General features: G+C 26.7%; 1 protein-coding gene. It reads right to left on the reverse strand.

All coding sequences use genetic code 11. From position 1 onward, the window contains the following. The coding region (locus KPL50_RS26635) for a GAF domain-containing protein (protein ID WP_216301468.1) at positions 1–801 on the reverse strand (801 nt) is incomplete at both ends.

The raw sequence follows: 801 nt of genomic DNA on the forward strand, positions 1-801 counted from the left end.
GTTATACTCTTTAAAATAATCTATATCAATGATTAGTAGAGCTAAACTATTTCTTTCTCTTATACTACTCTCCCAAACATCATTTATGTAGATATCAAACTTTCTCCTATTCGGAATCCCCGTTAAACTATCGTTTTCAGACAAAGATAATAATATTTCATTCACTTTTTCTAATTCAATTTGAATTCCTTTTGTTTTTATAACTTCCATTTCTAGTTCCATTGATTTTATTGAATTATTAATTGCTATAGCAGCATAAGACGATAGTGCTTTAACCATTTCAATATGGAATGGTGTAAAAGCATTTTTACCTTTACTTTGTATTGACATTACTCCTATAATCTTCGCATTTACTATAAGAGGACAAAACATAAGTGAATTTATTTCAGCATTGTAATTCAATTTTAGTTGATTGTTAAATGCTCCCTCGTTAATATATCTCGGGAACTCTTTACTAACATCATTAATTATAATCAACTCACCACTCTCAATGCATTTTTCAGTAAAACTTTGTTTATTAGAAAGTGAAAGAGCAGGTATACTTTCCTTTTTACCATTAATAATAGCATCTAAATAATTTATCATAGAGTTGTCCTCATCATAAAGACCAATACAAAAATAAGACAAATCCATGAAATCCTTAATACTTGAATAAAGTATATCTAATATCAAATGTTCATTTAAAGTTGAAGTTATTTTTTGTCCTAGTTCACTAATGATAGATATTTTTTCAACAAGCATTTGTAGCGATTGTGATTCTATTTTTAAGTTTTCATTTTTCTTTATAATTCTATTATTCTC

It is taken from the genome of Clostridium sp. CF012, from assembly GCF_018861755.1.
Lineage (GTDB): Bacteria > Bacillota > Clostridia > Clostridiales > Clostridiaceae > Clostridium_AD.